20 protein-coding genes are annotated in these 23,199 nt (G+C 44.4%); 3 read left to right on the top strand and 17 right to left on the bottom strand.

All coding sequences use genetic code 11. The annotated features are described in order from the left end of the window. Positions 1–2: 2 nt before the first annotated feature. A complete protein-coding gene (nhaR, locus tag FTW16_RS07210; protein ID WP_146490559.1) occupies positions 3–893 on the bottom strand; it encodes a transcriptional activator NhaR in 891 nt (296 codons plus the stop codon). A 389-nt stretch (positions 894–1,282) separates the two neighbouring features. Here nhaR and FTW16_RS07205 point away from each other — a divergent pair, with 389 nt between their 5' ends. Then, positions 1,283–2,428 (top strand): Na/Pi symporter, encoded by a 1,146-nt coding sequence (locus FTW16_RS07205; protein ID WP_048662115.1) that lies wholly within the window; start codon positions 1,283–1,285, stop codon positions 2,426–2,428. 265 nt (positions 2,429–2,693) lie between these two features. Here FTW16_RS07205 and FTW16_RS07200 read toward each other — a convergent pair whose 3' ends face one another. The 7 genes from FTW16_RS07200 to rppH form a co-directional block, all read right to left on the bottom strand. Beyond that, positions 2,694–3,170: a hypothetical protein gene (locus tag FTW16_RS07200; RefSeq protein ID WP_146490558.1), complete on the bottom strand. Its 477-nt coding sequence runs from the start codon at positions 3,168–3,170 to the stop codon at positions 2,694–2,696. Positions 3,171–3,386: 216 nt separating this feature from the next. After that, positions 3,387–4,781 (bottom strand): transcriptional regulator, encoded by a 1,395-nt coding sequence (locus FTW16_RS07195; protein WP_146490557.1) that lies wholly within the window; start codon positions 4,779–4,781, stop codon positions 3,387–3,389. A gap of 124 nt (positions 4,782–4,905) precedes the next feature. Then, positions 4,906–5,757 carry a thymidylate synthase gene (locus FTW16_RS07190; protein ID WP_102425317.1) on the bottom strand — a complete coding sequence of 284 codons (852 nt, stop codon included), beginning with the start codon at positions 5,755–5,757 and terminating at the stop codon, positions 4,906–4,908. Between the two features lie 9 nt (positions 5,758–5,766). Next, entirely contained in the window at positions 5,767–6,588 is an 822-nt protein-coding gene (gene lgt / locus FTW16_RS07185; RefSeq protein ID WP_008221585.1) for a prolipoprotein diacylglyceryl transferase, read from the bottom strand. Between the two features lie 58 nt (positions 6,589–6,646). Continuing rightward, a complete protein-coding gene (locus tag FTW16_RS07180) occupies positions 6,647–7,438 on the bottom strand; it encodes a sulfite exporter TauE/SafE family protein (protein WP_146490556.1) in 792 nt (263 codons plus the stop codon). Between the two features lie 8 nt (positions 7,439–7,446). After that, a complete protein-coding gene (ptsP, locus tag FTW16_RS07175) occupies positions 7,447–9,696 on the bottom strand; it encodes a phosphoenolpyruvate--protein phosphotransferase (protein ID WP_048615014.1) in 2,250 nt (749 codons plus the stop codon). Between the two features lie 2 nt (positions 9,697–9,698). Then, positions 9,699–10,217 carry an RNA pyrophosphohydrolase gene (gene rppH / locus FTW16_RS07170; RefSeq protein WP_017059335.1) on the bottom strand — a complete coding sequence of 173 codons (519 nt, stop codon included), beginning with the start codon at positions 10,215–10,217 and terminating at the stop codon, positions 9,699–9,701. Positions 10,218–10,832: 615 nt separating this feature from the next. On the opposite strand from rppH, the gene mutH reads away from it, so the two are divergent. After that, positions 10,833–11,498: a DNA mismatch repair endonuclease MutH gene (gene mutH, locus FTW16_RS07165; RefSeq protein ID WP_146490555.1), complete on the top strand. Its 666-nt coding sequence runs from the start codon at positions 10,833–10,835 to the stop codon at positions 11,496–11,498. A 69-nt stretch (positions 11,499–11,567) separates the two neighbouring features. Here the strand turns inward: mutH and FTW16_RS07160 are convergent, their stop codons facing one another. The 8 genes from FTW16_RS07160 to xerD all read right to left on the bottom strand — a co-directional run bounded on the left by FTW16_RS07160 (position 11,568) and on the right by xerD (position 21,043). Further along, positions 11,568–11,879, bottom strand: a complete 312-nt coding sequence (locus tag FTW16_RS07160) for a DUF6482 family protein (RefSeq protein ID WP_004735016.1) — start codon at positions 11,877–11,879, stop codon at positions 11,568–11,570. Between the two features lie 204 nt (positions 11,880–12,083). Then, positions 12,084–12,335, bottom strand: a complete 252-nt coding sequence (locus tag FTW16_RS07155) for a DUF1127 domain-containing protein (protein WP_146490554.1) — start codon at positions 12,333–12,335, stop codon at positions 12,084–12,086. Positions 12,336–12,920: 585 nt separating this feature from the next. Then, entirely contained in the window at positions 12,921–14,255 is a 1,335-nt protein-coding gene (gene vpsR / locus FTW16_RS07145; RefSeq protein ID WP_086773746.1) for a cyclic-di-GMP-binding transcriptional regulator VpsR, read from the bottom strand. A 271-nt stretch (positions 14,256–14,526) separates the two neighbouring features. Beyond that, positions 14,527–16,059 (bottom strand): lysine--tRNA ligase, encoded by a 1,533-nt coding sequence (lysS, locus tag FTW16_RS07140; protein ID WP_060983067.1) that lies wholly within the window; start codon positions 16,057–16,059, stop codon positions 14,527–14,529. 98 nt (positions 16,060–16,157) lie between these two features. Continuing rightward, positions 16,158–17,256 (bottom strand): peptide chain release factor 2 gene (prfB, locus tag FTW16_RS07135; protein WP_102300662.1). Its coding sequence is split into 2 segments (ribosomal slippage): positions 16,158–17,180 and positions 17,182–17,256, totalling 1,098 coding nucleotides; the frame shifts between segments, so codons are not numbered across the junction. Positions 17,257–17,492: 236 nt separating this feature from the next. Further along, on the bottom strand, positions 17,493–19,229 hold the full coding sequence (gene recJ / locus FTW16_RS07130) for a single-stranded-DNA-specific exonuclease RecJ (RefSeq protein WP_146490553.1): 1,737 nt from the start codon (positions 19,227–19,229) through the stop codon (positions 17,493–17,495). An 81-nt stretch (positions 19,230–19,310) separates the two neighbouring features. After that, on the bottom strand, positions 19,311–20,102 hold the full coding sequence (locus tag FTW16_RS07125; RefSeq protein WP_146490552.1) for a thioredoxin fold domain-containing protein: 792 nt from the start codon (positions 20,100–20,102) through the stop codon (positions 19,311–19,313). Positions 20,103–20,128: 26 nt separating this feature from the next. Continuing rightward, positions 20,129–21,043 carry a site-specific tyrosine recombinase XerD gene (xerD, locus tag FTW16_RS07120; protein WP_017059327.1) on the bottom strand — a complete coding sequence of 305 codons (915 nt, stop codon included), beginning with the start codon at positions 21,041–21,043 and terminating at the stop codon, positions 20,129–20,131. A gap of 150 nt (positions 21,044–21,193) precedes the next feature. On the opposite strand from xerD, the gene fldB reads away from it, so the two are divergent. Next, complete coding sequence (gene fldB, locus FTW16_RS07115) at positions 21,194–21,715, top strand: flavodoxin FldB (protein WP_048606779.1); 522 nt, start codon at positions 21,194–21,196, stop codon at positions 21,713–21,715. Between the two features lie 130 nt (positions 21,716–21,845). Here the strand turns inward: fldB and brnQ are convergent, their stop codons facing one another. Beyond that, the gene (brnQ, locus tag FTW16_RS07110; protein WP_146490551.1) at positions 21,846–23,159 is read right to left on the bottom strand and encodes a branched-chain amino acid transport system II carrier protein; all 1,314 of its coding nucleotides are present in this window, start codon (positions 23,157–23,159) and stop codon (positions 21,846–21,848) included. Positions 23,160–23,199: the final 40 nt, after the last annotated feature.

Raw genomic sequence — 23,199 nt, 5'->3', positions numbered from 1 at the left:
CCTCACTCGAACAATTTGCTAAAATCTGCGTCGCATACGTTTTTTACTGCTGGATGTTGGATCATCCTCTCAGCAAATATGACGTAGTACTCCTCCTTTAACTCTTCAATACCACACAATAATTGCAGTGACGTATCTTCCTCAACTTCAGACATATAAAGCGTCGGCGCTAAGAATATTGCGTCATCGTGATAACGAGCAAAAGCCTTCATCAATGCCGCGTCATCAAACTCTCCCAAAATATCAGGTTTAAGTCCTTGTCTATCGAACCATTGCAGTACTTTACGTCCCATCGAAGTTCGGCTTCCTGGGATCAAAAGCTTTCTTTGTTCTAATACTGCGGGGAAGTTAACACCTTCAACCTGACCTGAACTAAAAAAGCTCATTCCACTCTCACCCAATTTTTTACTAAACAGACCCGGGCTTTGACTAGAGTCCACCGGACAGTCAGACAAGATCATATCGAGTTTATGTTGTGAAAGTTGCTCAAGTAACATTTCATGGGTCGATTCAAAACAGCGTAAATGAATGCTGTTATCAGGGGGAATGGTCGACATCAGTATCTTACTGACGAGCCTTTTAGAGAGTGCATCTGCAACGCCAACATCAAACAAAATATTGGAGTGCTGGCTGTAATTCACGATATCCAGCATCTCGTAACTCAGGCCAAACATACGATCGGCATATTTAAAGACCAGCTGTCCAAGCTCTGTAGGCTCAACACTGCGGCCATTACGCTTGGTCAACTTGCCATCCATGCGCTCTTCTAAGGCTTTTATCTGCCCCGTTACCGTTTGTGGTGTTAAGAATAGGGCTTCTGCAGCTTTAGTAACTGAGCCTTGCTTGCAAACCATCCAGAAGTAATACAGATGGTTATAGTTGAGGTGCGACATAGATGTGCCGTAATAAAAGAGTAGATAGCCTTTTATATCAAATATGACACCGCCACTCAATAAACTCGGAAAAACCAAACCTAACTAAGTATTACTACCTATTTTTACGAAGTGTCTGATTTCATAATGTAATATTTCAGTGAATATTTTCAATTTTTCTCCAACTTTCAAGATCTACATCACCAAGTTACAAACCACATAAAATCCAACAAAAACAATTAGTTAAAATGGCAGTATTTACTGTCAAAATATTTAAACAGTAAATTATCACAAAAAAAACCAACCTAAACCAAAATGTAATATTACTGAAATATTTGTTCTCTAACATCACGCTCAGATTAAACAAACAGACCAAACACAGACTTAAACGGTCCAATGGAGAATACATTATGAACCAAGCTACTACTGCAGCAGCGCCTATCTCGAGCACTACTCGTTGGCTACGCTGGGCTAACTTGGCATTCATGCTTTACCTACTATTACTTTCAGTTTCAATGGTTGGTACAGGCTTCAAATGGGCAACAGGCGAGCAAGCAAAGGTTCTTTTTGAATTTGCTTCACACCCAGTTGCAGGCTTAATGATTGGTTTAGTAGCAACAGCGCTGATTCAGTCATCTAGTACAGTTACTTCAATTATCGTTGGCCTTGTGGCAGGTGGTTTACCTGTTGAGCTAGCAATCCCAATGATCATGGGTGCGAACATTGGTACTACGGTAACCAATACGCTAGTTAGCCTTGGTCACGTTCGTTGTAAAGAAGAGTTCAAGCGTGCATTCGCAAGTGCGACAATTCACGACTTCTTTAACCTATTAGCTGTGGCTATCTTCTTACCACTAGAGATGGCGTTTGGTATTCTAGAGAAGATTTCTCACTGGTTAGTATCACCAATGCTAGCAACAGGTGATATGAGCATGGGGGGTCTTAACTTCATCAAGCCAATCACTAAGCCAGTAGTCAGTGCGATTAAAGAGCCTCTATCAACATTTGGCGACACTGTTGGCGGCATCATGCTTATCGTTCTAGGTATTGCGACTATCTTCGTAGCCATCACAGTAATGGGTAAGCTAATGAAGAGCCTAATGGTTGGTCGTGCTCGTGAGATTCTAAAGAACGCAATCGGTCGTGGCCCTATCCACGGTATCGCTTCTGGCTCTATCGTTACTATCCTTGTTCAGTCTTCTTCTACGACAACAAGCTTGATGGTTCCGCTAGTAGGTTCAGGTGTTCTTAAAGTACGTGACGTTTACCCATTCACTCTGGGAGCAAACATCGGTACATGTATTACCGCTCTACTTGCAGCAACAGCAGTATCTGGTGAGTTCGCAGTATTCGCACTACAAATTGCTCTAGTACACTTGGTGTTCAACATCATGGCAACGGTATTCATCTTCGGAATCCCGTTCCTACGTGAACTTCCAGTTAAAGCGGCTGACATGATTTCGGATATGGCTGTGAAGAACAAATCTGTAGTAGCAGGCTACCTTGTTGCGGTATTCCTTGTACTGCCTGGTACAGTGTTAGCTCTGACTGCTTAATAGCAAAACAAACATCGCTTATAGCAAAGCCCGCAACCTAGGTTGTGGGCTTTTTCTTTTCTGCACAGCGGATGCGAGTAGCGAAGGGCCAGAAGCAGATTAGAGATACGGGTAAGCGAGTAACGAAAAACACGAACTGTGATAGTCGTACTTGGTATATCGCCGACTCAAACCTAGGTATGTTTTTCGTATTCCTAATCTCATTTACTCGTTTCTATTCTTAGATCTTCGTATCTCGCATCTCGTGCACTCGTATCTAGCTACCCTACTTACCCTGCTCATTACGCAGGTACATGATCGCAACCATGCCAAAACCGATAAATTGCCATAGATACTGTCCATCGCTTGCGCCAGTGATGGTTTGAGTGAAAGCCATACAAGCAGTCACAAACAAAGAAGAAAATGCAGCATAAAGTAACCACGGACGGTCTTTCCCGACCATGAACTCACCTGCAAATACAGAGCGAATAACCAGTAAAAATGGAACACATTGCAACGCAATCAGAATCGGAAACATAAAGTCGAACGTTGGGCTAAGTAAAGCATGACCGACTTGGCTCTTATCCCAAGTGCCTACAATATAGCCTTTCCAACCAGCCCAGGTGTCTCCCGCATATGCGGTATCCGGCGAAATGAAGCCAAGTAGTACGCCCATCACTTTATCGATAAAGCCATTTTTGAACCAAAAGACGAATAAAAAGATCTGAATCGGTATGATCTGAAAAGCAAACTTCTTCAACATGTATGTACCCCAAATAGTGAATTATTTGGTGACCAGTATGTGGAATTAGGTGTTTTTACGCTTGATGCAAGGCAATCGAGCCTGAGTCCAAACAATAATCAAACATGTTAAGAAGCCTGTCGGCACAGGGAAACCTTGCGGGAATACCGGAACTATCAGCGCTCACTCACACCTTCACTTAGAAGGGATATTAGGCATTTAGGAAAGGTTTGTTTTTTATAAAGATTCAATAAGATCAAAGAGTTGACCGTCATGCTCTTTTTTCACTTCGGTGTAGCGCTGATAGTTGTATTGCGAGCCTTTTGGATTATCCGAAAGCTTGTCAGCAACACTCAGTAGATAGAAGCTGATTGGGCTCGGCGTACTTTCAGCTGCATAAGAAAGGTAAGGAAAAGCTTGATTGGCATGTTGGTTAATTAACAATGCAAGCCCTAGGGTCAGATTGGCAATATCACAACGTGGGTTCATCTCAAAGGCTTGCTTTGCCAGTTGTAGAGCACGTTCGCGATCTTCTTGCTCACTGTTTTGCAAATAGGCCAAAGACTCGGAATACGACAGTAAAGCATTGACCAAATAATTATCTCGCCCTTGCTGTTGAATCATATCCAACTGAACCGCTATGTTTTCAAATGGCTGACCACCTTTGCCTTGGTAAAACAGTGATATCCCCTCAGAAATAACACTCCAATCCTCGTAATTATCAATAGAGGTCACTCGATGACTTGCCACGCCGTATTCTGAGCTCATAGGAGCAATAATGGCTTTGATCTCGAGAATCACATCCCCAATGGCATCGAAGAAATTACCTTGGCTGAAGCGCTTTTCCACTTTCTGACTTTGATTGGGCTGGCGGTTGTTTTGTACAAGCACGCTCAGTACATACTCTCCACCCTTTTGCTTGAGCCAACCTTTGAGTTCGATACCATTGTTGGCCAGTGATTGCTTACCTTGTTTAGATAGCTGAGAAAAGTGGTAACCCGATAGGTTTTTAGCTGAGTTCAGCCCATAGAAAAGATAGTTATACACACTCTCCGACATCTCATAATCGTTCGTAGAATCGAGTGTTATATCATGGATATAAACAGGAATTACATCATTTTGATTAGCAGAAATAACAGTGGTGTCATTAGTTGGGACATCGAGTTGCCACGCCCAGGTAGCTATTAAGCCAACAGAGAATACCGCTGTTGTAATCAGGGCGATGGTTTTCTTTTTCGACTTAGCGACAAGGGCCTTAGGTTCAAGCTGAGAGACGTCCTCGACGGGAGTTGGTTCGATGCTCGGCTGAGTCACCTCAACATCGAACAGGTAACCTTGCTTAGGAATGGTCTGAATAATCTGATATGGGCGTGACTTATCCTGAAGCTGACTGCGCAGTAAGCTGATGACCTGTCTGACCAAGTTGTCAGACACTTGAGTTCTTTGCCACACATCCGCGGCAATCTGCTGCGTACTCACCACTCGCCCACGATTCTCAATGAAATAGCTCAGCAATTTAGCTTGCAATGGCTCTAGATGAATCGCCTCATCATCAATCACCAACTGATTCTTATCAGGGTAAAATGAAATAGGGAAGTCATGTTGCAATACAAAGCAATGCGAGCGAGTCATAGCAGTTCTGTAGTTAGAAAAGACCCCACAAGGTTATTGGTTTTATAAATGGTAAGCAAGCCAAGCATCACAAATAAAAAAGGCTGCACAGTGGCAGCCTTTCAATCAAACAAAACAGATTCAATTAAACCGAGAATGGGTACTTAATCGCTTCGTGGCACTCGTAACCTTCAACCCAGAAGTCATCCATCGTTACCCAAGTTTCTAAATCCTCAAGAGACTTAATCTCAGGGTTGATGTGGAACGTAGGGCCCGCTAAAGGCTCACGCTTCAGCTGAATATCACGCATTGGCGCCAGTTGATCTTCATAGATATGAGCATTAACTAGCTTGTGGTAAGCAACACCTGCTTTTTTACCGGTGATTTGTGCCATGATCGCTAGGAACACGTACACTTGAACCATGTTGAAGTTCAGGCCTAGTGGTACATCACAAGAGCGCTGAGTACTGTTTAGGTACAGAGTGTCACCAAGTAGAGAGAAATGGTGGCTGTACATACACGGACGCAAGCATCCCATATGGAACTCGCCTGGGTTGTAGAAGTTTAAGATCTCACCACGGTCATCAATACCGTTCGTCAAATCATCAACAATCTTCTTCAGTTGGTCGATATGACCGCCGTCAGGTTTTGCCCATGCACGTCCTTGAACGCCATAAACACGGCCCATGTCATCTTCACCCTTGCGGTAAGGATTATTCAGCCATGCTTCGTTCAGGTTCGAGTTCGCATCCCAAGTTTTAGTCCCTAGCTTACGAAAATCTTCAGCATTATCGTAACCACGGATGTAGCCAAGCAGTTCAGCAACTGCCGCTTTCCAAAAGCTCTTACGCGTTGTGACAAGTGGGAACTGGTTGTTACCAACATCATATTCAAGGTCAGCATTGATCACGGTTAGGCAGCGCTTGCCCGTGCGTTCATTTTCAATCCAAGTACCGTTATCAACGATACGCTGACAGAGATCTAAATACTGTTTCACACCAATTCCTTACTTCGTCTGTTGTGGTAATTCGTCTTTGTAGTGACCACGCTTGTATGCCCAAACCATCATCAGCGCACCGATGATAACCATTGGCAATGACAGGATTTGTCCCATAGAGATAAAGCCGCCGAACAAGCCTAGATGTGCATCTGGTTCACGTACGTATTCGACTAAGAAGCGGAATGTACCATATCCTGCAAGGAATAACCCAGATACAGAACCAAGAGGACGCGGCTTTTTGATAAACCAGTTCAAGATGAAGAACAGCACAATACCTTCAAGCGCCATTTCATAAAGCTGAGATGGGTGACGAGGAAGTGGACCGCCATTCGGGAATACGATAGCCCATGGTACATCCGTAACACGGCCCCATAGTTCACTGTTCATGAAGTTACCTAAACGGCCCATACCTAAACCAAAGGGTACCAATGGTGCAATCATGTCTGCGACGCCAAAGAAAGTGCGACCATTCTTTTTCGCATACCAGAACATTGCGGTAATAACACCAAGCAAGCCGCCGTGGAAAGACATACCGCCAGTCCATACCTTAAATAGGTAAAGTGGATCCGCTAAGAAAAGGTCAAAGTTGTAGAACAGTACGTAGCCAATACGACCACCCAGCACCACACCTAGAAAGCCAGCGAACAATAAGTCAGACACTTGCTCACGAGTCCAACCGCTGCCCGGTTGATCAGCTCGGCGATTTGCTAGCCAAAGAGCAAACATAAAACCGACAAGGTACATTAGGCCGTACCAACGAACTGAGATTGGTCCTAGTTCAATAAGAACAGGATCGATATTTGGGAATTCGATAAAACCCTGAGACATACTTGGCTCTCTATCTAAATTGATTAACGGTTAGCTCAATGGCTAACAGAAAAAGACACTACAGCAGCATTGTGGCTGCTATAAACATTAAAAATACCGCAAAGAATTTCTTCAGCACAGGGGTTGGCAATTGAGTGGCCAGTTTCGCACCTACTCGAGTGGTCAAAACTGAGGTACAAGATATCGCGATCAAAGCCGGCAGATAAACGTAACCTAAGCTATACGTAGGAAGATCATCGACAGAAGATCCATGCCAAATGAACCCTAGCATTCCCGAAATCGCGATAACACAACCGCATACCGAAGATGAGCCGACGGCTTTACGCATTTCCACACCGTGATGGTTAAGGAAAGGTACCGATAAAGACCCACCGCCAATACCCGCTAAGCTTGATACCAAACCAATCCCACCACCACACAACACGGTTTTAGCTGAACCCGGCATCGACTTTTGGCTCTTAGAGCGAATCGACAACAACATTTGCAACGCCAATACCAATACAATCACACCAAAGACTTTTGGTAGGTATTGAGCTGGAATCACATCGGCCACGAAAGAACCGAGGAAGCCACCTATAACGACACCTGGCATTAACCACTTAACGACAAACATCTCTACGTTACCCAACTTTAAATGGTTAATCGCAGACGATCCCGACGTAACAATGATGGTTGATAGCGAAGTAGCCAATGCCATTTGCATTGCAAACTCTTGAGGGATACCCGCTTTAGGAAGCAAAAACAGTAAGGCAGGAACCACCAGCAAACCACCACCAATGCCTAGCAAGCCAGCTAAAACACCAACAATAGCACCAAGGCCTGCTAGCAAACCTATCAGTTCATATGACACGTTAAATCCTATTTTTTACCTGCTCGAATGAAGCCTGTAAACTCACGCTCTTCGAAATAGTTCAGCATCATACTATAGATGTCACTACCATACGGTTTTGAAAGTGCCTTATTTGCCAAATCCTGTAATTCAGCCAAGTTCGATTGACGAATCAAATATTTGGTTCTTGCGACATTCGAGGTATTCATACTTAACGTCTCATACCCCAATCCAATCAATAGCAGCGCGCCCATCGGGTCACCGGCTAACTCGCCACAAATACACACAGGTAATTGATATTGCTTACAAGTATCATGAATTTGTTTTAATGCCATGATCACCGCAGGGTGCATTGATTCATAGACATCGGATACTCGTGAATTGTTCCGATCAACCGCTAATAAATATTGGGTTAAGTCGTTAGTACCGACTGAAACGAAGTCGACCTTATGCGCAATCAACGGCAATATGTACAGCATGGACGGCACTTCAATCATGATACCAACGCGAGGCATACGCACTCGGTTATCAAGCTCATGCACTTCGTCATACGCTTGTTCAATCAGCTGTAGCGCGTCATCCAATTCCTGAGCACCTGAGATCATCGGCAGCAAAATACTCAAATTATGGCTTTCACAACTCGCACGTAGCATGGCACGTAACTGAATAATAAAGATGTCAGGATGATCGAGCGTAAAACGAATACCACGCCAACCAAGGAATGGATTGTCCTCTTCGATAGGAAAATAAGGTAAGGCCTTATCACCACCGATATCGAGTGTACGCATCACCACTTGTTTCTCTGGGTAACTTGCCAGCACAGAACGATACTGCTTGAATTGTTCATCCTCTGACGGGAATCTTTGCTGCAACAAGAAAGAGATTTCAGTTCGATACAGCCCTACTCCATCAACGCCTTGGTTGATAGCGATGTTAGTGTCTGCACTCAAGCCCGCATTAAGCAGGATCTCGACTTGCTTGTCGTCTTGGGTTTTTGCCGGAAGGTACAGCTCGCGATTAACCATAGAGGAGAGCTCACTCTCTTCCAGAATCAGCCCTCGATACTCTTTGAGCAGGCTTTTAGTCGGCTCAATAAAGATCTCACCGCTATACCCATCAACAATCGCTCGCTTACCATTAGCTTGAGCTAGGTTGAGATTTACCCCCATGACTGAAGGTATGCCAAGCGCTCGAGATAAAATCGCTGCGTGCGAGTTCGCCGCCCCTTCCAAAGAAATAACCGCCAAGAGCTTTTCTTTGGGAATAGACGCTAATACCGAAGCGGTTAACTCACGAACCACTAGAATAATCGGCTTATCTAAGGTGCGGAGTTCATGTTCAGAGTTATGGAGGAAATAGAGCAGCCTTTGTCCGAGCTCTCGGATGTCTTGCGCTCTCTCACGAAGATACACATCTGACATACGAGCAAAGCGATTCGAATAGCTCTCAACAACCTGTCTTAATGCCCAATCGGCTTTATCGCCCTTCTGAATTTGACTCTTCAGATCCTTACGCAACATAGGATCGTTGAGTAAGTGAGTAAACAGGTCAAAGATCGCCAACGCATCTTTATTGATTTCGCTATCTAAGCGCTTTCGCATGCGCTTAAAGTCATTGAGGGCGTTTTCAACCGCTACCGCCAACAGCTCATGCTCTCTCTCTACATTGAGCGTCGAAGCAGGATAAACATCGGTGAGTTCAGGCTGAGTATTGTCCCACCACAAATCACCAATCGCCACACCCGATGAAGCTGCAATACCTTTAGTCGCAGGTAGTTTCTGTTGCTCTAACAGCCAATGACCTTGAGTTTGGGCGTGCGCCACAATAACGGCAAGTTGTGCTGAGAGCGTGACAAGGAAAGATTCTTCCATCTCACTGAATAAACGAGGGGTCTTCTGTTGAATAACCAATACACCAAGCACTTGCTTGCGGTGGATAATCGGAGTTCCGAGAAAAGAGTGATAGACGTTTTCTCCAAGCTCTGGAAAAAACTTATAAGCAGGGTGAGCGGACGCTTGTGCAAGGTTGATAGGTTCAGCACTTCTTTTAACAAGGCCAACCAGACCTTCGTCAAAACCAATGTGAATGCTATTACCTTTGAAGATCAGGCCTTGAGTTGCCATCAACTCAAGGCGCTGCATATCATTATTTGCCAAATACACGGTGCAACATTCCGTCTGCATCGCACTGCATGTCTCTTTAACCAAAATATCAAGAGCCGTCGACACATCTTCAACTCTTGATACGTGTTCAACTATTTCCCTTAGTTGACTGAGCATGCTTAACCTCTACGCAATTTGCGCTTTCCTTTTATTTTTCGCTCTTTAAACGGCATTGCTAAAGATGCGAACTCTTTCATCGCTCGACGGTACACATCTCGCTTGAAAGAAACAACTTGTCGAACTGGGTACCAGTAACTCACCCAACGCCAACCATCAAACTCAGGTGTACTTCCACGCTGCATATTGATATGCGATTCATCGCAATCTAAGCGCAAAAGGAACCACTTCTGTTTTTGTCCAATACAGACAGGTTTAGAATCCCACCGAACCAGTCGTTTGGGTAGCTTGTAGCGTAACCAATGACGACTTGTCGCGACGATCTTTACATCCTTTTTGGTAAGGCCAACCTCTTCATACAACTCGCGGTACATTGCTTGTTCCGGAGTCTCACCTTCATCTATTCCCCCTTGAGGGAATTGCCATGAATGTTGCCCGTATCGTTTAGCCCAGAAGACCTGACCATGGTTGTTACAGATTACAATACCAACATTTAATCGGTAACCATCGCCATCTATCACTGGCCAACCTCTATCTAAATTTTTAATTACTCTGATTTTTCCACATATCCCCAATCGGAGCAAACTTAGTGACGTGATAAGCGCTATATTTATGAATAATAACTAGGAATATGGATAAGTTTTGCTCAAGTTCTAGTTACCCACACAATAGTGAGACATAGACCACATTTATTCACCTTTTCTGTGAATAACTATGTGAAGAATTACCCGCAATCGTTTTTTTTAATCCATAGATTCATCAACACCAAAAACGACAAATCAATTAAATTCATTTTATTTTCATATAAATCAATCAATTAAAATATTATTTTGGTTTTAAAAAACATTAGCAATGTAAAAGATCTTTCAGAAATCTGACATGGTTAAAGATCAACCACTCCGATGTTTATCCACACTACCAAGTGAAAGATTCATTTTGAACCCCATTTGGCAAGCATTTTATCCACCATAAACCCCTGTTTATTTATCCACTAAATTAATATTTCAATTAATTACCTTTATGTCCTGTGGATAACCCTGATTTTGATCCCTTCATCGCAAGGAGATCATTTCTTAACCAGTCGTCATTTGGTGATAACTTCTGATAAAATCGTTTTTTTGATCATGCCTTTTATTATGAAACCAGAACCACAAACACAACAAGAGCTGTTAGAGCGCGCATATACTATCGCCGGAATGACCTTTAAAGAGCTTGCTGATGAAGCCGAGATGGTGATGCCAAATGACCTTAAGCGTGATAAAGGCTGGGTTGGGCAGCTATTGGAGTGGCACTTGGGTGCACCTGCAGGCAGCAAGCCAGAACAAGATTTTGCCAAGCTCGGGATCGAGCTAAAAAGCATTCCGATTGGCTACTCTGGCAAGCCACTCGAAACCACCTTTGTGTGTGTTGCGCCTTTGATGGGCGTGCAAGGCATAACTTGGGAAACCAGCCACGTTCGAAACAAGTTATCTAAAGTGTTGTGGATCCCTGTCGAGGGGGAAAGAGAGATCCCGCTAGCTGAGAGGCATGTAGGCTCCCCTTTATTATGGACGCCTAGCCAAGCTGAAGACGAACTCTTGAAAAGAGATTGGGAAGAGCTGATGGAGTTGATTGTTTTAGGCAATGTTGAGCAGATAACAGCAAGACACGGTGAAGCACTGCATTTACGTCCAAAAGCCGCCAACAGTCGAGTGTTAACAGAAGCTTACGGTGCAAGTGGAAAACCAATCAAAACTAAACCACGTGGTTTCTATCTACGAACTCAATTCACCCACAAATTGCTGACAACACATTACGCATAGGTCGTTTTAACACGCCTCAAAGATCTGATGATCAATATGTTATAAACCGTCGGTACTAAAAAACGAGTTCTAATGAGGTTTGAGCGCCAGTTCAATGTCGCAGTAGCTTTGGCTTGGTTCATTACCAAACTCGTCATACGCGTTGTGCAAGCGAAGGTAGGCCTTTTCAAAGCCGAGCCGGAGTAACTCCTCTTTCACTTGATCCAAGGATCCAAAGTGAAGCGGCTCGCCATCTTGCTTTACCGGTTCTAGCTTGTGTTTATACTCCACCGCCAATAGATACTCTGAGATATCAGAACAACCAATAACGTACACTTTGGGTGTTTGATAAGAGTCTTTGTGCTCTCCATGTAACCACATGTCTAATTGATGCTTTTGCATAGCCAGCCTCCCTTGCTCTCTAAAGCTTAGTAGAACTCTATTTCTTTACTAGGGCGTGTTGATTTTTCTCGATTAAAAAACCAAAAAAGAGAAGCAAAAGCTTCTCTTTTTTGGTCAGTTCTAGTTCAAAAGCTTACACTTTCGACGCCATAACTATCCCTGTGACTTATCTAAGGGGTTGAAAGGTGCTATCAACCCCGCAGATTACGTCGGTATTCGAGCACTTAGAACACGACGAAGGTGACGTACTCGACGTTCAATAGTGACGACTTCTGGCTCAGAAAAACCAAGAGGTCGACCGTCAGCTTCAAGACCAATATCTCTTAATAAGTGAGTATTGTTCCATGGTAGATCATATGAACTACGACGGACTTTTCGTTGCCATTCACGCTCTTCACGACGAAGGTCTGCACGGATAAGGACTGTTGCTAATTTTAAATATACTGAGTGACGCATAATAACTCTCCAGTTGTTGAATAAACTGAGGAAAAATAGCGTGTTAGATAGTATGAGGGCTTCTCATTTAGCTGCTATTTTTCCGCAGCCAAATAAGGATACGGATCTATTAGTTAGGTTTATCTTGGGTGTTTCGATCGGCCATGGCTGATGTTTGTGACATAACAGTCACCATGTCAGAACACGGATCAAACGAAGCGCAAATATGCTGTATAAAATCGAAATGTTTCATTTGCGCCTCCAAACTAACTAAAAAATCCAAAAAGAAATGGGTAGTAAAAGCAGACAAGTCTTTGTTAAACCGCTGCTTTCACGGTTAAAGTCTAACCAAGTGAGTATATTATTCAACCGATAATTGGTTAACATTTTCAAAACAATGCATTCACCTAAAATATCAGTTGCATATTCATTTATATATAAGATATTCACTATAATTATATAAAATCACAGCATATCTCTCTTAGTCACTGAGAGTTCATCTCTCGATTGTTCGAACATAAACGCATAGATTAGCAACAAAAAAGCCACGCATGATGCGTGGCTCTTAAATTTACACTAACAGACTGAATGACTTAGCAGAGAATTCTACACAACACCCTCAGAAATAAGGCTGTGTTTATTCAGCAAACGGTACATAGTTGCTCGTGATACTCCAAGCTCCTTGGCCGCCAACGAAACCTGTCCACCATAGGACTCCAATACAATCAGCAATGCATCGCGCTCTGAACGCTCACGAATGCTTTTCAAGCTACGGCGTTCATCATTCTGTTTTGGTAAATCGAGTTGGTGATCCTCAATGATCACGGCATCAGACATCAACACAACACGCTTAATCTGATTCATCAGCTCACGGACGTTGCCTGGCCAGTGATAGCGATTCATCGAACGAATGGCATCGTCTGAAAAGCTCTTAGCCTGAGCATTAAACTCTTTCGAGTACTCACGAAGGAAATGATTCGCAAGTACTGAAATATCACTCACACGTTCTTTCAGGCTAGGGACATGAATACGCAGAACATTGATGTAGTGGTAGAGCTCTTCATTGAAGTCACCTTCGATCAACGCCTTCTCTATATCAGAGGAATTCGCAGCCAGAATACGTACATCGACAGATTTAGGCCCATTCGCGGTTTCAATCTTACCTTCTTGCAAAAAGCGCAACAGATTCAATTGTTGATTGCGCGGCATTGCTAAAACATCATTGAGTAAGATGGTTCCACCGTCAGCTTCTTCCAACATACAAGGTGTTGTAGCTGGCTGTGCTGAAATACCAAACACCTCAGCCTCTATTCTCATTTCAGATAAGGCACGGCAGTTAACCGTTAAAAATGGTTTCTGAGCTCGTGACGAGTTTTGATGAATAGAACGTGCAATCGTCTCTTTACCTGCCCCACTCTCGCCATAAATTAAGATACTTACATCTGTCGGGCCAATACGCTTCACTTGGTCTCTCAGGCGCTTCACAGCTACAGAATCACCTAGTAGGCCCATGTTGTTATTGATGCCGTAGTTTGGCCATACCTTCTGCTCAAGCTTAAGCATACCCAGTTGGTGACCAATGGTACTTAACAACTGAGCATCTGGTATTGGTGCCGTGAAAAAGTCGATACAGAAGTTAACGATAAACTGGCAGATCGTATCAGAGCTTAATTGAGATTCACGGATAAAGGCGAGCCATCTCACCTGCTTGTTATTGCTCACAAGGTTAGCAATACCATTGAGACTGAACTCATCATGACTAAGATCGACAATACCAATACATGGGCCGATATCAGCAATCAAGGCATCGGCTTTTCGTAAATCTGCACACTGGGTACACTGCCAACCCACTTGTTCTAACACTGATAACCAGGGTTCGTACGCACCACCAACGACGATAAGAGAACCTGGTAAGGAATCCATCTTAAATTGAGTTCCCATCCTTCTTCCTTATTCTATTTTTATTTAAATCAGGCTAATACGAGTCAATGCTTCATCGTTCGACAAAGTGCCACAAGATCGTATTCAGCGCAGAGACGTATAGTAGTGAGACTATCTTAGATTTTATGTCTCAATAGTAAGACTATGTCAGAAATAACTATTTTTCGAATCAAGAGTGCGGTACAGACTAGGTTTTGAAGCCCAAAAACAGAAAAAGCCACCCGAAGGTGGCTTTTTAATTTTATGGGCTGCTACGACCCTTAAGCGAGAATTACGCTTGTGGACGCATTGCCGGGAACAAGATCACGTCACGGATTGTGTGCGTGTTTGTAAATAGCATTGCTAGACGGTCGATACCGATACCTTGACCCGCTGTTGGCGGTAGGCCGTGCTCAAGAGCTGTGATGTAGTCTGCATCGTAGTACATTGCTTCGTCATCGCCTGCGTCTTTCGCGTTAACTTGCGCTTTAAAACGCTCGTCTTGGTCTTGTGCATCGTTAAGCTCAGAGAAGCCGTTCGCTACTTCACGGCCACCGATGAAGAATTCAAAACGGTCTGTGAAGAACGGGTTGTCATCGCTACGGCGAGCTAGAGGAGAGATGTCCGCAGGGTAGCCAGTGATGAACGTTGGTTGAATTAGCTGAGGCTCAGCCGTTTCACCAAAGATCTCTTCAAGAAGCTGACCACATGTCCAGAACGTTTCTACGTCTACGTGTACAGATTTAGCGATAGCTACCATCTTCTCACGGTCTTGCAGATCTGCCTCTGTTAGCGCTTGAATCTCTGCGTGCTCAGGGTTGTAGTGTTTGATTGCATCGAACATGCTCATACGAGCGTAAGTGCCACCGAACTCAACTGTTTCATCACCGTAAGGCATAGAAGTAGAACCAAGAACGTCCATTGCTGCCGTGCTTAACATCTCTTCAGTCAGATCCATAAGGTCTTTGTAGTCAGAGTACGCTTGGTAGAATTCCATCATTGTGAATTCTGGGTTGTGACGTGGAGACAAACCTTCGTTACGGAAGTTACGGTTGATCTCGAATACACGGTCAAAACCACCAACCACTAGACGCTTAAGGTAAAGCTCAGGTGCAACACGTAGGTACATGTCGATGTCTAGTGCGTTGTGGTGAGTGATGAATGGACGTGCAGTCGCACCACCCGGGATCACGTGCATCATTGGCGTTTCAACTTCTAGGTAGCCTTTTGAGCTCATGAAGTTACGGATTGAAGATACAAGCTTAGAACGCACGATGAATGCATTGCGAGAATCTTCGTTCACGATTAGGTCAACGTAACGCTGACGGTAACGCATCTCTTGGTCAGTTAGACCGTGGAACTTCTCTGGTAGAGGGCGAAGTGCTTTAGTCAGCAATTCAAACTCTTCCATGTTCACGTAAAGGTCACCTTTACCTGATTTGTGAAGCGCACCTTTAACACCGATGATGTCACCGATATCTAGGCCTTGGTACTTCTCTTTCAGTACTTTTTGTACGTCTTTCGCTGCGTATGCTTGGATACGACCAGAAGTTTCTTGAATCGCAAGGAATGGACCACGCTTCGCCATAACACGACCAGCGATCGCAACGATGTGGTTGAGCTCTTCTAGCTCTTCCTTAGTCTTCTCACCGAATTCCGCTTGAAGATCGCCAGCTAGGTGCTCACGACGGAAGTCATTTGGGTGACCGTTAGCTTTGCAGTTTTGGCGGATGTGATCCAGCTTGCTGCGGCGCTCAGCGATTAGTTTGTTCTCTTCAGGTGAAGAAGCTTCTTGTGCGTTTTCGTTTTGAACAGCATCAGTCATTAGAGATGTACCCTGCTTTTAAAATTTGGACAGCTATATTTTTGCAAATATAGGCATTTTTACCAATATTATTGGTAAAGCTTAATAGTTGGTAAAGCTTACAGACCTGATTTCAGGCTAGCTTCAATAAACTTGTCTAAGTCACCGTCAAGAACCGCTTGAGTATTACGGTTTTCGATGCCGGTGCGTAAATCTTTGATACGAGAATCATCCAGTACGTAAGAGCGGATTTGACTGCCCCAACCGATGTCTGATTTCGTTTCTTCGCTCGCTTGTTTTTCAGCATTTTGTTTTTGAATCTCAAGTTCAAAAAGCTTAGCACGTAGCTGCTTCATCGCTTGATCTTTGTTCTTATGCTGCGAACGGTCATTCTGACATTGAACCACGGTGTTAGTCGGAACGTGAGTAATACGTACCGCCGATTCCGTGGTGTTTACGTGCTGACCACCAGCGCCAGAGGCACGGTATACGTCAATACGTAGGTCAGAAGGATTAATGTCGATCGTAATGTTGTCATCAATCTCAGGATAGATAAACGCAGATGCAAATGAAGTATGACGACGACCACTTGAATCAAATGGTGACTTACGAACTAGACGGTGAACACCAGTCTCTGTGCGTAACCAACCGTAAGCGTACTCACCAGAAATACGTACCGTTGCGCCTTTAAGGCCAGCAACATCACCATCCGACACTTCGATAACTTCAGTCTTGAAGCCTTTCGAATCTGCCCAACGTAAGTACATACGCAACATCATTGAAGTCCAGTCTTGAGCTTCTGTACCGCCCGAACCTGACTGTAAATCGATGTAGCAATCTGATGCATCGTGATCACCAGAGAACATACGACGAAATTCCAGCTTCTCTAGCTTAGCTTCTAGCTCAGCCAGTTCTGGTTCAATTTCGTCAAACGTTTCTTGATCTTCTTCTTCAACCGCAAGCTCTAATAGGCCATCAACATCCTCAACACCTTGGTCAAGTTGGTCGATCGTTTCTACTACCGCTTCCAATGCAGAACGTTCTTTACCTAGCGCTTGAGCACGCTCAGGTTCGTTCCATACATCCGGCTGTTCTAATTCTGCGTTTACTTCTTCTAGACGCTCTTGCTTAGCGTCATAGTCAAAGATACCCCCTCAGGATATTTGTGCGCTCAGACACATCCTGCAGACGGTTTTTTATAGGATTGATTTCAAACATTTTAGCTCATCATTTATGAGTAGAATTTAACCGAAGAATTGTACTCAAAAGTGTGACGGAGATACAGAATTTTTTAGAGTGGTGAACCAAGATTCAACAACTTAATCGGATATAAAATTGACAGGCAGAAAAAACACCTAAAATTTGTAAGGGCAGAAAGGAAAACAAGCCCTGTTTTTGAACAGAGCTTGTTGAATTTAGCGCTAAATGATTAACATTATTCAGCCGAGAGGTGGCTATTTAGCTTCGATGTGATCAATCATCAACTGCAGCGATTGGTTACCACGAAACTCGTTGATATCGAGCTTAAATGCAAGGTGAACCGTTTTCACTGACGCATCAGGCCAACGACGCAAATCCACGTTAAAGGCAATACCATCAATCATCACATTGGTTGGGTGGCCTTTGTATAACGGCTCGAGCATCAGCTTAAGGTGCTTTTCACCCACCAGTTTTTGATGTAGCACTTTAAACTCACCGTCGAAGATGGGCTCAGGGAATGCTTGTCCCCAAGGACCACCTGAACGCAACGTTTCAGCGGTGTGCATCGAAAACTCTTCAGGTAACAGCTCACCATCAGACAAAATAATGCCCTTCAGTGCTGTTTCTCCAAGCTCATTCTTCACGACATCATTGAACAGCTTGCTGAAGCGTTCAAAATCCTTTTCCATGATGGTTAAACCCGCCGCCATTGCGTGGCCACCAAACTTAAGAATCAAGCCTGGGTTTTGAGTGTCAATTCGGTCTAAAGCATCACGCATGTGCAAACCCGGAATCGAACGACAAGAGCCTTTAATACTACCTTCGCCGCCATCTGCAAACGCAATCACTGGGCGGTGGTATTTGTCTTTGATACGCGAAGCCAAGATACCAATCACACCTTGGTGCCAATCACGTTGGAACAGGGCTAAACCAGAAGGCAGGTCGTCTTTACCAAACTCAAGGCGCTCACAAAAAGCCATCGCTTCTTGCTTCATGCCCTCTTCGATCTCTTTACGAGTTTGGTTCAATCCATCCAACTCACTCGCCATACGACGCGCAGCATGGATGTTGTTACTCATTAGCAGCTCAACACCAAAAGACATGTCATCCAGTCGACCAGCTGCATTGATACGAGGACCAAGAGCAAAGCCAAAATCAGACGCCACCAAACGCTTAGCGTCTCGCTTAGCAATTTCGATCAAGGCTTGAATGCCCGGACGAGCTTTACCCGCTCGAATACGTTGTAACCCTTGATGAACCAAGATTCGGTTATTCTCATCGAGCGGAACAACATCGGCAACAGTACCCAACGCCACAAGGTCAATCAGTTCCATCAACTTAGGTTCTGTCATGCCGTGTTGAGCAAACCAGTTCAACTTACGCATGTGAACACACAGCGCCATCATCAGATAGAACGCAACTCCTACACCCGCTAGAGCTTTTGAAGGAAAAGCGCAGCTCTCAAGGTTCGGGTTCACCATCGCATCAACCATTGGCAGTTCATTACCCGGCAAGTGGTGATCGGTAACCAGGACTTCTAGTCCTTTCTCTTTGGCAAAACGCACACCTTCAATCGAAGATACACCGTTATCAACCGTCATGATCACTTCAGCGCCAAGCTCGATTGCCTGTTCGACAACCTCAGGGCTCAAACCATAACCATCTTCAAAACGGTTTGGTACCAGATAATCGACGTTAGAGCTACCCAGCATACGCAGTGCCAACACCGACAAAGCTGAACTAGTCGCGCCATCGGCATCAAAATCACCGACAACAATAATGCGCTTCTGAAGCTTAATCGCATTGAAAAGCAGCTCTACTGCGGCATCAATACCGCCCAGTTTCTGATAAGAGTGCAAGCCTTTCGCAGCAGTCTCTAGTTGGTCAGCATTGTCGATACCACGACTCACATAGATGCGCTTTAACAAGTCAGGTAAGTGAGCAGGTAAAACTGAAATGTCGACCTCAGGACGGCGTTGGATCTCTATCATATAAAAATGGGCCCAATATCAATCAGGCCACTCCTTAAATCAAAAACATGGGGGGATAAATTGGCAATACAGAAAACGAGATTATTGCTCTAAACGTTGAAGCAGTTGTGCTGGCGGTAAGTAACCACTCACCAACTCACCACTTGCTAGCACGATAGCCGGTGTACCATTGATGCCAAGTTCACGACCTAATTGGTACTGTTTAGCGATGATCTGCTTCTGTTCTGCTAGGTCTTTGCCAGACGCTGGCATTTGACGGTTGACTTTGGCGTCGTGCATCGCTGTTTTTGGATCATCAGCCGCCCAGATTGCCGCCATTTGATCGGCAACTTGCCCTGTCGCACCTTGGCGTGGGTAAGCCATGTAACGAACGGTAATACCCAGATCGTTGTAGCCCTGCATTTGGCTGTGCAGACGAACACAGTAGCCACACGTAATGTCAGTAAATACCGTCACAACATACTTTTCGTTATCTGCTTTATATTCGATAACTGTATCCGACATTGCTGCTACTTTTTCTGCATTCAACGGAGCTTGACGCTCAGCCAAAACATCACTGAACTTGCCGTTGTCATCCAAAGAGTAAAGTGTACCGGCTAGAAAATGGTCGCCCTCTGGAGAAGAAAAGATAATGCCGCTGTTGGTTTGAACTTCTAAAAGACCATCGATATCCGAAGGAACAATCTTATCGACCTTAATGCCGATTTTTTCAAAACGCTTAGTTAACGCTGCAGTATCAATAGCTTGAGCTGGAACTGGAACTGGAGCAGCTTCTACGGCTGTTGATGTTGTTTCTACTTTCGCTTCTGATGCATTACATGCAGTAATCATCAGAGGAAGCGCTAATAGAGGAAGACGGCGTAATACGCTCATTAAGTTCACCTTAAAAATAAATGGATTTAAGCACGTGGGTGATGCTGTGCGTGAATTTGCTTCAGCCTTTCAGTCGCCACGTGAGTATAAATTTGGGTTGTCGATAAGTCACTATGCCCAAGTAACATCTGTACGACCCTGAGATCTGCACCATAGTTCAGTAAATGAGTCGCAAAAGCGTGTCTCAATACGTGTGGTGACAATAGCTCCGTGTCGATACCAGCGACGACCGAGTAATGTTTGATACGATACCAAAACGTCTGACGGGTCATTTGCTTAGCGCGTTTACTCGGAAAAACCACATCAGAACTGTTTTCGCCAAGTAGATGTGGACGACCTTGTTCAATAAAAGTCTCTATCCAATCCACCGCATTTTCACCCATTGGTACCAAGCGTTCTTTGCCACCCTTACCAATAACACGCACCACGCCCTGTCTTAGGCTGATGTTTTCCATCGTCAAGCTAACCAGCTCTGTAACACGCAAACCGGTTGCATAGAGTAACTCAAGCATCGCCTTATCGCGAAGCTCAATCGGATCGTTCGGATCTGGCGCATCAAGCAAAGCATCTACTTGCTCTTCGCTCAAGTCTTTTGGCAAGCGTTGCGGCAGCTTCGGGCTGATCAACAATGCGCTTGGATCATCACCTCTGATTTTCTCGCGATGTAAGTATTGAAACAGGCGACGAATTGCCGACAACATACGAGCACGAGAAGTCTGTTTAAAATCAGCGTCGGCTAACCAACCTTGATAATCCTGTAAACCTGAAAGGCTAATGAAGTCGAGGCGGTAATTGTTCTTTTCCATCCACGCTAATAATTTGGACAAATCGGTACGGTACGAGACAAGCGTATTCTCCGATAATCCTCGCTCCATCCACATAGCATCTAAAAACTGCTCAACGAGACCGTGGTCTGCGCTCTGCCCTTGAGGCGACTGCATAGTGTTACTCACAATATTGGAAACTGTTTTGAGAGTATGCCAGAGCAAATATGAATGCCATAAAAATTACGACTTGAGCGGATAATCGCTGCAATCGAAGTCGATTTATGGTTAGAATTCGCCATCTGAAATTAAAATCGAACGTTTGCTATGAAAATTGGATTATTTTACGGCTCAACCACCTGCTACACAGAAATGGCAGCAGAGAAAATTCGCGGCATTATTGGTGAAGACCTAGTTGATATCCATAACGTGAAAGAAACCCCTCTTTCATTGATGGCGGACTACGACCTTTTATTGCTGGGCATCTCGACTTGGGACTTCGGTGAAATCCAAGAAGATTGGAATGAACTGTGGGAAGACATCGCAACCACGCCAATGAAGGGCAAGGTTGTGGCTCTGTTTGGTTTGGGTGACCAAGAAGGCTACGGCGAATGGTTCCTAGATGCGATGGGTCTATTGCATGATGAACTGAAAACCGCAGGAGCAGAGTTCGTTGGCTTCTGGCCAAACGATGACAGCTACGAATTCGAAGCGTCTAAAGCGTTAACGGAAGACAAATCTCAATTTGTTGGTTTGGCGCTTGATGAAGATTCACAATACGAGCTTAGCGACGACCGTATCGCAAGCTGGGTTGAACAAGTACTGGTTGAGTACAGCGAAAAACTATAACCAAACAGAAGTGCCCCCAGCTAAGTAGCTGAATATAAAAAGACCACAGAATACAAAAAGGCCTCATTACTGCGAAGTAATGAGGCCTTTTCTATTTCATCTCGAAGGACAATCTAATCTCAACGGAAGATTAAACAGTCTCTTCAGCCATCTCTTGTTCTGTTGATTTCCCAACAAAGAACATACAGATGATTGAAGCAGTCGTTGGAAGCAACCAACCCATACCAATCTCAAACAGTGGCAGCATCTTAAGTGCAGACACGTCTACACCCGCTACTTTAGCACCATCAATAAGAGCAAACAGCAGTGACACTAATACCACCACGCGGTAAGCCGCTTTTGGATTAGGGAAACGGCTACGCAAGAACGTCAGTGCTACTAAAGCGATAGCGACTGGGTACAGTGCAAACAGTACTGGTACAGACAGAGAAATCAATTGAGAAAGGCCAACGTTCGCAACAGTTGCACAAGCTACACCATTGATGATTACCCAAGTCTTGTAAGACAGAGGCGTTAGTGAGCTGAAGTAATCAGAACATGCTGACACAAGACCAATCGCCGTCGTTAGACACGCCAACAGTACGATCACAGAGAGTACTAGCTGACCAGAAGGACCAAACAACGATTGAACGTAAAAGCTTAAGATAGCACCGCCATTGTCCGCGCCGGCTGCTACTGTTGCACTTGTTGCACCCAGGAAGAATAGAGAGATGTAAACAAACGCTAGACCCGTTGCGGCAATACAACCCGCGCTAATTAGGTACTTAGTTGTCGCTGCACGGTCAGTAATGCCCTTGCTACGAATCGCATCAACAATCAGCATACCAAACATCAAAGCAGCAAAAGTATCCATGGTGTTGTAACCTTCCAGGAAACCTTTGGTCAGTGGCTGAGTAATGTACTCACCGTGAGCCGCAAGAATATCGCCTTGAGGATTAACGAATACAGCAATCGCCAGTACAACCAAACCAACAAACAGTGCTGGTGTTAGTACCTTGCCAATGACGTCAATAAGCTTACCTTGCGACCAAGAGAAAAACATCGCTACTACAAAAAATGCAATCGAAAAGAGAGTTAGGTGAGCTTGAGAGGCATCGATGAAGAACGGTTTCACCGCCATCTCATAGGCAACAAGGCCGGTACGTGGTGCAGCAAATGCAGGACCGATAATGATAAAGATCAGTACAGCCATGATGGTTGCTGCTTTCTTAGGAAGATCTTTAGTTAAGTGACCCCAAGAGCCACCAGCCACTGCGACCGCGACGATAGTGATTAACGGCAGACCAACGGCAGTCAGCAGAAAACCAGACATAGCTGGAAGGAAGTGATCACCAGCCAATTGACCAGCTAGAGGTGGGAAGATGATATTACCCGCACCCAAGAAAAACGCAAAAAGCATAAAGCCCAATGCCATTATATCTGTTAGTTTTAGACTCTGTTTCACAGATAATCCTTAATTATATTTATGAGTTTATGTTGTGCTT

Source organism: Vibrio sp. T20 (genome assembly GCF_007858795.1).
Classification (GTDB): Bacteria; Pseudomonadota; Gammaproteobacteria; order Enterobacterales; family Vibrionaceae; genus Vibrio; species Vibrio satsumensis.
This window is presented reverse-complemented; position numbering and strand designations above follow the sequence as displayed.

Bases quoted from the DNA above. Each gene is read 5' to 3' on its own strand.
- nhaR (WP_146490559.1), bottom strand. From the start codon at position 893: ATGTCGCACCTCAACTATAACCATCTGTATTACTTCTGGATGGTTTGC.
- FTW16_RS07205 (WP_048662115.1), top strand. From the start codon at position 1,283: ATGAACCAAGCTACTACTGCAGCAGCGCCTATCTCGAGCACTACTCGT.
- FTW16_RS07200 (WP_146490558.1), bottom strand. From the start codon at position 3,170: ATGTTGAAGAAGTTTGCTTTTCAGATCATACCGATTCAGATCTTTTTA.
- FTW16_RS07195 (WP_146490557.1), bottom strand. From the start codon at position 4,781: ATGACTCGCTCGCATTGCTTTGTATTGCAACATGACTTCCCTATTTCA.
- lgt (WP_008221585.1), bottom strand. From the start codon at position 6,588: ATGTCTCAGGGTTTTATCGAATTCCCAAATATCGATCCTGTTCTTATT.
- ptsP (WP_048615014.1), bottom strand. From the start codon at position 9,696: ATGCTCAGTCAACTAAGGGAAATAGTTGAACACGTATCAAGAGTTGAA.
- mutH (WP_146490555.1), top strand. From the start codon at position 10,833: ATGAAACCAGAACCACAAACACAACAAGAGCTGTTAGAGCGCGCATAT.
- FTW16_RS07160 (WP_004735016.1), bottom strand. From the start codon at position 11,879: ATGCAAAAGCATCAATTAGACATGTGGTTACATGGAGAGCACAAAGAC.
- FTW16_RS07155 (WP_146490554.1), bottom strand. From the start codon at position 12,335: ATGCGTCACTCAGTATATTTAAAATTAGCAACAGTCCTTATCCGTGCA.
- vpsR (WP_086773746.1), bottom strand. From the start codon at position 14,255: ATGGGAACTCAATTTAAGATGGATTCCTTACCAGGTTCTCTTATCGTC.
- lysS (WP_060983067.1), bottom strand. From the start codon at position 16,059: ATGACTGATGCTGTTCAAAACGAAAACGCACAAGAAGCTTCTTCACCT.
- recJ (WP_146490553.1), bottom strand. From the start codon at position 19,229: ATGATAGAGATCCAACGCCGTCCTGAGGTCGACATTTCAGTTTTACCT.
- FTW16_RS07125 (WP_146490552.1), bottom strand. From the start codon at position 20,102: ATGAGCGTATTACGCCGTCTTCCTCTATTAGCGCTTCCTCTGATGATT.
- xerD (WP_017059327.1), bottom strand. From the start codon at position 21,043: ATGCAGTCGCCTCAAGGGCAGAGCGCAGACCACGGTCTCGTTGAGCAG.
- fldB (WP_048606779.1), top strand. From the start codon at position 21,194: ATGAAAATTGGATTATTTTACGGCTCAACCACCTGCTACACAGAAATG.